The 10,013-nt window shown below is 57.7% G+C and carries 9 protein-coding genes; 4 read left to right on the top strand and 5 right to left on the bottom strand.

Annotation, left to right across the window (positions count from 1 at the left end; genetic code table 11):
• Positions 1 to 254: 254 nt before the first annotated feature.
• Positions 255 to 1,703 carry an AMP nucleosidase gene (locus ACK5JN_RS23800; protein WP_416872404.1) on the bottom strand — a complete coding sequence of 483 codons (1,449 nt, stop codon included), beginning with the start codon at positions 1,701 to 1,703 and terminating at the stop codon, positions 255 to 257.
• A gap of 194 nt (positions 1,704 to 1,897) precedes the next feature.
• Between ACK5JN_RS23800 and ldtA the strand changes: the two genes are divergently transcribed.
• Both ldtA and ACK5JN_RS23790 read left to right on the top strand, forming a co-directional pair.
• Positions 1,898 to 2,830 carry a L,D-transpeptidase gene (ldtA, locus tag ACK5JN_RS23795; RefSeq protein ID WP_416872403.1) on the top strand — a complete coding sequence of 311 codons (933 nt, stop codon included), beginning with the start codon at positions 1,898 to 1,900 and terminating at the stop codon, positions 2,828 to 2,830.
• A 70-nt stretch (positions 2,831 to 2,900) separates the two neighbouring features.
• Positions 2,901 to 3,842: a Gfo/Idh/MocA family protein gene (locus ACK5JN_RS23790; protein ID WP_416872402.1), complete on the top strand. Its 942-nt coding sequence runs from the start codon at positions 2,901 to 2,903 to the stop codon at positions 3,840 to 3,842.
• 39 nt (positions 3,843 to 3,881) lie between these two features.
• Here ACK5JN_RS23790 and ACK5JN_RS23785 read toward each other — a convergent pair whose 3' ends face one another.
• A complete protein-coding gene (locus ACK5JN_RS23785; RefSeq protein WP_416872401.1) occupies positions 3,882 to 4,760 on the bottom strand; it encodes a DMT family transporter in 879 nt (292 codons plus the stop codon).
• 87 nt (positions 4,761 to 4,847) lie between these two features.
• Here ACK5JN_RS23785 and ACK5JN_RS23780 point away from each other — a divergent pair, with 87 nt between their 5' ends.
• The gene (locus tag ACK5JN_RS23780) at positions 4,848 to 6,182 is read left to right on the top strand and encodes a PLP-dependent aminotransferase family protein (protein WP_416872400.1); all 1,335 of its coding nucleotides are present in this window, start codon (positions 4,848 to 4,850) and stop codon (positions 6,180 to 6,182) included.
• A gap of 70 nt (positions 6,183 to 6,252) precedes the next feature.
• On the opposite strand, the gene dctP is transcribed toward ACK5JN_RS23780, so the two are convergent.
• Genes dctP through ACK5JN_RS23765 form a run of 3 tightly spaced genes read right to left on the bottom strand, consistent with a single transcriptional unit; the run spans position 6,253 to position 8,719 of the window.
• Entirely contained in the window at positions 6,253 to 7,299 is a 1,047-nt protein-coding gene (dctP, locus tag ACK5JN_RS23775) for a TRAP transporter substrate-binding protein DctP (protein WP_416872399.1), read from the bottom strand.
• A gap of 17 nt (positions 7,300 to 7,316) precedes the next feature.
• Entirely contained in the window at positions 7,317 to 8,111 is a 795-nt protein-coding gene (locus tag ACK5JN_RS23770; RefSeq protein ID WP_416872398.1) for an alpha/beta fold hydrolase, read from the bottom strand.
• 26 nt (positions 8,112 to 8,137) lie between these two features.
• Positions 8,138 to 8,719: a nuclear transport factor 2 family protein gene (locus ACK5JN_RS23765; protein WP_416872397.1), complete on the bottom strand. Its 582-nt coding sequence runs from the start codon at positions 8,717 to 8,719 to the stop codon at positions 8,138 to 8,140.
• Between the two features lie 109 nt (positions 8,720 to 8,828).
• Here ACK5JN_RS23765 and ACK5JN_RS23760 point away from each other — a divergent pair, with 109 nt between their 5' ends.
• Positions 8,829 to 9,716 (top strand): LysR substrate-binding domain-containing protein, encoded by an 888-nt coding sequence (locus tag ACK5JN_RS23760; RefSeq protein ID WP_416872396.1) that lies wholly within the window; start codon positions 8,829 to 8,831, stop codon positions 9,714 to 9,716.
• Positions 9,717 to 10,013 lie beyond the last annotated feature (297 nt).

Raw genomic sequence — 10,013 nt, 5'->3', positions numbered from 1 at the left:
GATTGTCATGTCTACCCGCGGACAGTACTACAACCAAAAATATGATAAAAATCACATTTCAAAGCAGCAACAACATTTGGGGCCTTATTGAGGGCCTCATTTCAATTTTAAAAATTAAATTAATTTAAATTCAATATTATACATGAGAATTCGTATCCAGTCAGAGGAGCCAAATTTAGAAAAGCCTGCTTTCGAGCAGGCTTTTTGCTTTTCTGCGTTCAGCCAATGTCCCCGGCAGGGCCGGGGAGGCATCGTTAACGGAACGGCGGTTCGTTGAAGGTGCGCAGCTTGCGCGAATGCAGACGGTCGCCTTCGGCACGCAGCAGATCGATGGCGCGAATGCCAATCTGCAGGTGCTCGGAAATTGCCCCCTCATAGAAGCGGTTAGCCTGGCCGGGTAGCTTAATCTCGCCGTGCAGCGGTTTGTCCGACACGCACAGCAACGTACCGTACGGGACGCGGAAGCGGTATCCCTGCGCGGCAATCGTCGCGCTTTCCATATCAATAGCCACCGCGCGGCTAAGGTTGAAGCGCAGCGCGGAAGCCGAATAGCGTAGCTCCCAGTTGCGGTCGTCGGTGGTGACCACCGTGCCGGTGCGCAGGCGCTGTTTCACTTCCTCTCCCGGCATCCCGCTGACCTGCTTAGTCGCGTCGTACAGCGCGCGCTGGACCTCGGCGATGCTCGGAATCGGAATGTCCGGCGGCAGCACGGCGTTAAGCACGTGATCGTCGCGCAGATAGGCGTGCGCCAGCACGTAGTCGCCAATCGACTGGCTTTCACGCAGGCCGCCGCAGTGGCCAATCATCAGCCACACGTCCGGGCGCAGTACCGCCAGGTGGTCGCAGATGTTTTTAGCGTTAGACGGGCCGACGCCGATGTTAATCAACGTAATCCCCTGACCGTCTTTGGTGATCAGGTGCCAGGCCGGCATCTGGTGTTTTTTCCACGCCAGATCGGAAATAGCCTGTTCCGGCGCTTCCGTATCGGCGGTGATCCAGATCCCGCCCGCGCAGGAGAGCGACACGTACGGGCTGTCCGGGTCGAGGATCTGGCTACAGCCCCAGCGCACGAACTCATCGACGTAGCGGGTGTAGTTAGTGAACAGCACGAACGGCTGGAAATGCTCGACCGGGGTGCCGGTGTAGTGGCGCAGGCGTGCCAGCGAGAAGTCGACGCGGCGGGCATCGAAGTGCGACAGCGGATAGAATTCGGTGGCGTGGGTTAAGCCGTCCGCCGTTTCATCCCCAATCTGCGACAGTTCGGTGGTGGGGAAAAAGCGGGTCAGATCGGCGCTCATCGAACGGTCGAGCGTCAGGCCGTCAATCACATACGGATAGGGGATCTCGTGCTGCGACAGGCTGACTTCAATATGCGCATCGTAATCTTCATGCAGCAGCGACAGCTGCTCCAGCAGATAGCTGCGGAACAGCGTTGGGTGAGTGATAGTGGTGGTATAGCAGCCGGAATGGGTAAAGCGGCCGAAGGCGCGGGTTTTCTGCGCCTTGTGCGCGCAGCCGCTCCAGGAGACCGAGAGCTGTGGATACATAAATAATCCGTTGGCTCGCGCATCGGCGCTGGGCAGTGAGCGATCGTCGATAAACAGACGGATAGCGTCACGTAGCGCACTTACCGATTGATCGTACAGCGCCTGGAGTTGATCCAGCGCCTGCTCGGGGGTCAGACTCACGCCCGTATTATTCATCGTTCGCTCCTTGTGTCAGGTCTGCAGCTTTTCCCGATAGTATGTCAGCGGATGATGAAACAAAAGCGCTAGCCGGTTCCCTTATAACAACTGATTAACCTTTAACCATATTCTTGATGCTGTAACAGAATAGCAACGCGGCGGGTGAAAAAAGCTATAATTAACCGATATCTGCCGTGAATGAGGAAAGGGAAATGAGACCTCGTGTAAAACTCTGGTGTGCGTTGATTCTGGCGGCGGCTAGCCACGCCGCGCTGGCCGTCACCTATCCACTTCCCCCGGAGGGCAGCCGTTTAGTGGGCAGCACGCTGAACATCACGGTGCCGCAGGATAACCGGCTGCCGCTGGAGGCGTTCGCCGCCCAGTACGGGCAGGGGCTGAGCAATATGCTGGAAGCCAACCCGGGCGTTGACGTATTCCTGCCGAAATCCGGATCCTCGCTGGTGATCCCGCAGCAGCTGATTTTGCCAAATACCGTGCGTCAGGGAATCGTGGTGAACGTTGCCGAAATGCGGCTTTATTATTATCCGCCGGGCAGCAATACCGTCGAAGTGTTGCCGATAGGTATCGGTCAGGCCGGGCGCGAAACGCCGCGCAACTGGGTGACCGCCGTCGAGCGCAAGCTGGAAGGGCCAACCTGGACACCAACGGCGAATACCCGCCGTGAGTATGCAAAGCGCGGCGAAAGTCTGCCTGCGTTTGTGCCTGCCGGGCCGGATAACCCGATGGGGCTGTACGCCATTTATATTGGGCGGCTTTATGCTATTCACGGTACGAATGCTAATTTTGGCATCGGGCTGCGCGTCAGTCAGGGCTGTATCCGCCTGCGTAACGACGATATCAAGTACCTGTTTGACAATGTGCCGGTGGGCACGCGGGTACAGATTATCGACCAACCGGTGAAGTACACCACCGAGCCGGACGGCAGCCGCTGGGTGGAGGTGCATGAGCCGCTGTCGCGCAACCGCACAGAATATGAATCGGATAACAAAGTTCCGTTGCCAATGACGCCCGCTCTGCGTAGTTTTACGGAAGGGCAGGGTGTAGATGTGAATCGCGCGAGATCGGTACTGGAGCGGCGCTCGGGTATGCCGGTGAATATTAGCGTCTCACATAACACCCTTTAAGCGATCCATAACATATCGTCGAAGCCCGCATTGTGCGGGCTTTTTGCTGTAAATTTCCAGGGAGAATGAGATGAGCACCGTTGTGAACTGGGGCGTACTTGGCTATGCCCGAATCGCCAAAAATTCGATCATCCCGGCCATTGAGCGTGCGGATAATGCGCGTCTGTACGGCGTGGCATCGCGCAATCAGGCGGAGCTGCCCGTCGGTGAATGGGCGCAGAGCTACGGCGATTATGCGGCGCTGCTCGCCGATCCCGCCATTCAGGCGGTTTATATCCCGTTGCCGAACTCGCTGCATAAAGAGTGGGTGCTGCGCGCGCTCGCTGCGGGTAAGCATGTGCTGTGCGAAAAGCCGATTGGCCTGACGGCCGCCGAGGCGCAGGAGATGCAGCAGGCTGCGGTGCAGCATAACCGCCTGCTGATGGAAGCGTTTATGTACCAGTACACCGACCGCGTACGGGTGATCAAACAGGTGCTGGCAAGCGGCGCGCTGGGTGAATTGCGCCATATTAACGTCTCGTTCCGCTTCCTGCTCGACCGGCCGAATACCATCAAAATGCAGCCCGCGCTCGGCGGCGGGGCGCTGTACGACGTGGGCTGTTACCCGGTGAACTTTATCGGCATGGTCACCGGGCGTCTGCCGGTACGCTGTAAGGCGCTGTGCGAAACGGACCAGGGCGTGGATACCAATCTGTCGGCGTTGTTACAGTACGATGATGGCCTGATTGCCAATATTCACTGTGGATTCAACGCATTTGGCCGCAACTACGCGGAAATTATCGGCACCAAAGGCATGCTGATTATCGATAAACCGTTCCTCGATGATGCCGGAGCGCTGCATCTGCATACCGCCGAGGGCGTACGCGAGCTGCCGGTCAGCGAATCTGACCGCTATCAGGCCGAAATCCGCCACTTCTCCAGCGCGGTGCTCAACCAGCCGTCGCGGCTGATCCCGCTGGAGGAGACGGTGCGTAATATGCAGGTGCTGGATATGATTCACGCCGCACTGTAACCCCGCTCTGCGACGCCGGGCGTTTCCGGCGTCGCGTTATCACGCAAACCGCCGCGAGCCGAGCACGCATAGAATGACGCCGAGCGTAACCGCGATCATCTGCGGGCTTACCGCTTCATGAAGCAGCATTGCTGAAAGTACCAAACCTAAAAAGGGCTGCAATAGCTGTAGCTGCCCGACTGCGGCGATCCCGCCCGCCGCCAGCCCCTTATACCAGAAGATAAAACCAATTAGCATACTGAACAGCGAGACGTAGCCCACGGCCGTCCAGGTTGAAAGGGAAAACGCCGCCAGCGTGGGTGGGCGGGTGATTAACGCTGCGAGCAGCATTGCCGGTAATGATATCACCAGCGCCCAGCCGATAACCTGCCAGCCGCCCAGCTCGCGCGTCAGCGTCGCGCCTTCGGCATAGCCCAGCCCGCAGGCCAGCACGGCGGCAAGCATCAGTAGATCGCCGGTCAGCGACAGCGTTGCGCTTTGCCACAGCGCAAAACCGGCAACCAGCAGGCTACCGAGCACGGAGAAGATCCAGAACGCCATGCGCGGCCGCTCGCCGCCGCGCAGAACGCCGAAAATCGCCGTTGCCAGCGGCAGCAGGCCGATAAAAACAATCGAATGCGCGGCGGTAACGTAGCGCAGCGCGAGCGCGGTTAGCAGCGGAAAGCCAACAATTACCCCCAGCGACACAATCAGCAGCGGCACAATTTGTCTACGATGCGGGCGGGGCTGAGCAAACCCTTTCAGCAGGGCAACGGCAACCAGACCGGCGATAGAGGCGCGTAAAAAGGTCAGAAAAAACGGATCCATCTCCAGCACCGCTATCCGCGTTGCCGGCAGAGAACCACTGAAAATGATCACTCCCAGCAGCCCGTTGAGCCACCCGGAATACGCCGTCTGTTTTGTATGTACGATTTTCATTTCCTGCACCTCGTTGTTGAGTCGTTGTGGCAGCGATGGTAGTTTTTATGATTCGGTACAATCAAATTATTGTCATGGATACATTGCATGAAGGCGCGCTATAAAACCCTCGTTGACGGCTACGCGAAGGCTATCCGTTGCGGGCAGCTGAAGGCGGGAAGCCGCCTGCCGACGCACCGGCGGCTGGCCGCTGAGCACCATATCTCGCTGGCGACGGCGACGCGGGTGTACACCGAGCTGGAGGCGATGGGGCTGGTGAGCGGGGAAACCGGGCGTGGGACCTTCGTGCGGGAAATCGCGCTGGCGGCGGGGCACGGCATCGATCAGCAGGCGATCGCCGCCGACGTACTCGATCTTAACTTCAACTATCCGTCGCTGCCGGGGCAGGGCGATAGGCTGCGCGACGGCCTGCGGCAGCTGGCTAACGTCGGGGATATTGAATCACACCTGCGCTACCAGCCTCACGCGGGCAGGGCGGGCGATCGGGAAATCATTGCCCGCCATCTTAGCGCCCAGGGGCTGGTAGCGCGGGCGGAGAACGTATTGATTGTGAACGGAGCGCAGCATGGGCTGGCCGTCGCGGTAATGGGCCTGCTGCGCCCCGGTGACGTGGTGGCCGTCGATGCCTTAACCTACCCCGGATTTAAAGCGCTGGCCGCGCTGTATCAACTTGAGCTGCTTGCGATTCCCGCTACTGGGCAAGGCCCGGATCTCGAGGCGCTTGCCCGGCTGTGCCAGACCCGGCACCTGCGCGCGGTCTATTCCATGCCAACGCTGCATAATCCGCTTGGCTGGGTGCTGAACACCCGGCAGCGGCAGCGGCTGGCGTCAATTGCGCGTCAGTACGATCTGCTGATCGTTGAGGATGCTGCCTATGCCTATCTGGCCGCACGCGCGCCGTCGCCGTTGGCCTGCTATGCGCCGGAAAGGACGGTTTATGTGAGCGGTTTTTCGAAAGATGTGGCGACCGGCATCCGCGTGGGCATGGTGGTCTGCCCCGATGCCTGGCGTCCAGCGCTTGAGCGCGCCATTCGCGCTACCACGTGGAATACGCCATCGGTGATGAGCGCACTTGTTTGCCAGTGGATTGTTGACGGCACCGTTGCGCAGCTGGCGGCGCAGAAAAGGCGTGACGCCCGCCAGCGCCAGCGTCTTGCTCGTGAGATTCTGGGGCCGATACCCTGTATCAGCCACCCGGACTCCTGGTTTCTCTGGCTGCCGCTGGCCGAGGAGAGCCGGGCAGATCGGGTGGCGAAGCGGCTGATGGATAAGCAGATTTCCGTTTCAACCGCCGAACCTTTTTGCGTGACGCCTAACGTTCCCCAGGCCATCCGCGTGGCGCTAGGTTCGGTCCCGGTCGCACAGCTCAGCGACGCGCTGGCGACGGTGCGAGAAGCGATTGAGTATGAGCAAAGCCGTTAGCCGAGTTCAGGAATGCTGGGCGTGTTTTCCTCAACACCTCAACCTGTGCCACACAAACGGCAGATTCATTTTAATGTCTGCTGGCGTTATTCATGAGGGTGGTAACCTGCTTCAGCACGGTTCCCGCTTCTTTGACGCCTTTCGCTTCCTGTTCGGCGACCCATTTACTCTGCGCAGCCTGATAGCGGGTAGTGGCCTGCCATTGCGCAATTTCCTGTGGTTTCAGGATGCGTACCGTCGCGCCCGCTTCACGTAAATCCGCTATCTGGGTGTTAAAGCTGCGGTCCATCACTGCGCCCAGCGACTGATACGCGGTGTTTGCCGCGCGTTGGATTGCTGCTTGATCCTGTGTGGAGAGCGAGCGCCAGGTCTTTTCGTTCATCGCCAGAATGTACAGGTGCCCCAGCCATAGCTCTTTAGCAATCAGCACGTTGGGGGCGAAGCGATAGGCTTTCAGATCGTAACCGCTATCGACATTCAGCATCATGCCATCAATGGCGCCGGTTTTCAGCGCATTATAGGTCGGTTCACCCCAGGGCATTGTCACCGGAGTGGCGCCTGCATTTTGCAGAAAACGCTGCTGCCAGAAACTGGCGGAACGCCATGTCCCCCCCTTGATTTCGCCGAGATCCGGCATTGCCTTGCGGCTAAAAAAGGCCAGCGGATAGCCGGTTTGCAGAAAAACATTCACAATATTATTTTTTTTCAGTTCAGCCGGGAACGATGGGATCTCGCTGTAGGCGTGACGGAAGAAATCAACCTGCTGTGCGCCGGTTGGGCCGACGGGGAAGCTTTTGAAAATCTGGTGCAATGGCAGGCGGTCCGCGGCGTATTCCGGTACGACGGTCGCCATATCAACCCCACCCTGACTCACTTTGCCTAAGGCCTCATAGCTGTTGTTAAGCTCGCCGCCCCAGTGGGCATCAACTTTCAGGCGGCCTTGTGATTCTTTTTCAATCGCAGGGAAAAAGACGTCGTTAATAAAGCGGGTACGCATGCCTCCCAAAGGCTCATGATCGCTGTAGGTGAGTATTCGGTTAGCCGAGGCTACAGCGGGCAACAGCGATATCGAGAGTAAAAGCGCAATCCATGTTCCGTTCGAATGTATCGGGGCCATACGTCTTCCTTGGGGGGTTAAAGGTTTAAAAAAATCGCGTGCAGCTCGTCGGCAAAAACGACAGGCTCGCTGGCATAGCTGAGATGGTGACCGCTGATTTCAATGCATGAGCACGGGCGCTGACGTGCCAGCTCGCGCGCCGTTTGCACGTAAAATGCCTCCCCGCTGTCGCGGCCTACTGCGGTCACCATCGGTACGCCACCACGCCGCAGGGCTTCCAGATCCGGAACAAAACGGTTGATAAAGCGGAATTCATGCGCGAGAAAACGCTCGAAGCTGCCGCTCTGATCGCCAGGCGCGGTCGAATTCGGTTCAGGCCCAACGAATGAGCTGGCAAACAGGCGCATCGCCGCCGCTCCGCCCTCGTTCAGATAGGTGGTGTAAACCCGGTCAAAAAATGTTCGCCATGGTGCGGCTTCAGAAGATGGGAGAAAATCGGTAATTGGCGGCTCGTGGTCGACCAGCGCGCGTACCCGTTGCGGATGATCTTGCGTCAGTTGTAGCGCAATGTTGGCTCCCGCACTGCTGCCGAACACGTAGGCTGCTCCCAGTCCCGTGGCGCGAATGACTGCGGCGGCGTCGCGGCCCTGTTGGGCCATATCCAACGAGGCCTGTGTATTGCCGCTACTGTGGGCATTCGCGCGTCTGTCGTAACGCACGACGGTGTAGCGACCGGCCAGTTGAGCAGACAGCGGGATAAAGCGACTGCTATCGCCGTTGCCGCCCACGATCAGCAACAATAAAGGGCCGCTTCCCTCCTGATAGCAGGCGAGTTCGGCGTCTTCGGTATCGACAATAAAAGATTGAATCATAGTCGTCTCCAGTGGAACAGGCGGCCTTATGCCGTTAGCCAATCCTGACCCGCGTCCTTGATTTGCTTCTCAAGTTCGCTGCCGCGGGTGGCGAAAACGCGCTGAACCGGGAAGCCGCTTTTCTCCAGCAGATAGGCCAGCGCGGCGTATTCGCGCGGGTATTTCGCGACGGTATCTGTATCAATTTCGACCACGCCGAGAGGAAAGGTAAAGCTGGCCATGTCGTAAATGCTCTGACGGTGAGACAGTTTCCATACGCCATCACGTTTTTCTGCCCGATCGTAAAAGCGGTTGTGGCCGGTACAGCCCAGATTCAGCGCGACGTTCTCTCCGATAATCATGGCGTTGGTTTCAACCAGCGCTTTTGTCGCATCGGCATTGAAGGTTACCGTCGGCGAAGCAATCACATGTTTGGTACGAAAATCCGATGCCCCCATGCGCATTGAGCCATCGACAAAATCGCTCGCCAGCCCTTCAAACCAGGTAATTTCAATGGTGCCATCCGGGTGAAACAGGTTACGCAGCGCGGTCCATTCTCCCAGATCGCGGTGGATCCAGCCGGTCATCAGGTCGGTAATTTGCTGACGGTCTTCAACATAAGGGGTCATAACATCTTCTCCAGTACGAAGTGGGATTGCAGTTTCGCGGCGAACGGCGATAATTTCCAATACAGAGATTTTACCGATCAATCAATTTTAATGATGATGAGGTCGTTATATGGACTTGCGCCATCTGCGCTACTTTCTGGCGGTTGCCGAGGAGGGCCATTTTGGCCGCGCCGCTGAACGCCTGCACATTGTTCAACCGGCGTTAAGTATGCAAATAAAAGCGCTGGAAGAAGAGCTGGGCGGCCCACTGCTGGTGCGAACCAGTCGTAAGGTGGAGCTGACCGACGCCGGTAGGTTGCTGCTGGATGAAGCGCGCCGCACGTTGGCGCAGGTGGAACATGCGCGGCAGACGGTCCAGCGCTCAATACGCGGTGAGATAGGACGGGTGCGGGTTGGCTTTGCCGGGAACGCCGTTTTCAGCGGAACGTTAACCCGCGACCTGCGAGCGTTTCGCCACGCATATCCCGATGCAGAGCTGGTAGTACGTGAAATACCGCCTTTGTTGCAGGCGGACGCGTTGCTCACGGGCCAGCTCGATATTGCTTACACCCCCGATCACGACAAAATTCACCACCCGGAGCTTGTTGCACAACGTATCGGAATCTGGCGACGCCAGGTGGCGATGGCAGCCGATCATCCGCTGGCCGCGCAAACCTCGTTGACGGTAGCCATGCTCGATGAAGAGCCGCTAATCTTTTACGATGCGCACGGTGCCGATGAGGCGCTTTATACCACGCTGAGCGCGATGCTGGGGCACGCACCCCGTATCGTGCACGAGACGGCCAGTACGTTGAGCGTACTGGCGCTCGCTGCCGCCGGGCAGGGGCTGGCGTTGATTCCCGAACCGCTGATGAATGTATCGATACCGGGGTTAGTATACCGTCCGCTGGATGTACCGGCGCTGTCGGCGAATCTGATGCTGGTGAGCCGGGAAAAAGAGAATAATGGGGCGATACGCGCTTTTCTGACGCTCGCGCAGAGGCAGGGTAATGGCTGAATGCCGAAAAGCAAAAAGCCTGCTCGAAAGCAGGCTTTTCTAAATTTGGCTCCTCTGACTGGATGCGATTTGTTCTCTATCTAACTGAATTTTATAATTTTTATTCTAAAAATTAAAAGTGAGGCCCTCAATAAGGCCCCAAATATTACTTTTGATTAAAAATGCGATGCGTATCCTATTTAAGGCTGTTATTTTGATTGTAAGCAGGTATCACAGCCAGTTTCGTGATTAAAATTGGGTTTTGGTCACAAGCCTAATCCGGGACCAGTGACTAGTATTCTGAGGAATTTTTTACTT

The organism is Kluyvera sp. (assembly GCF_047971185.1).
In the GTDB taxonomy this organism is placed as follows: Bacteria; Pseudomonadota; Gammaproteobacteria; order Enterobacterales; family Enterobacteriaceae; genus Kluyvera.
The sequence above is the reverse complement of the archived record's forward strand: the minus strand, read 5'-3'. Positions and strand labels throughout refer to the sequence as shown.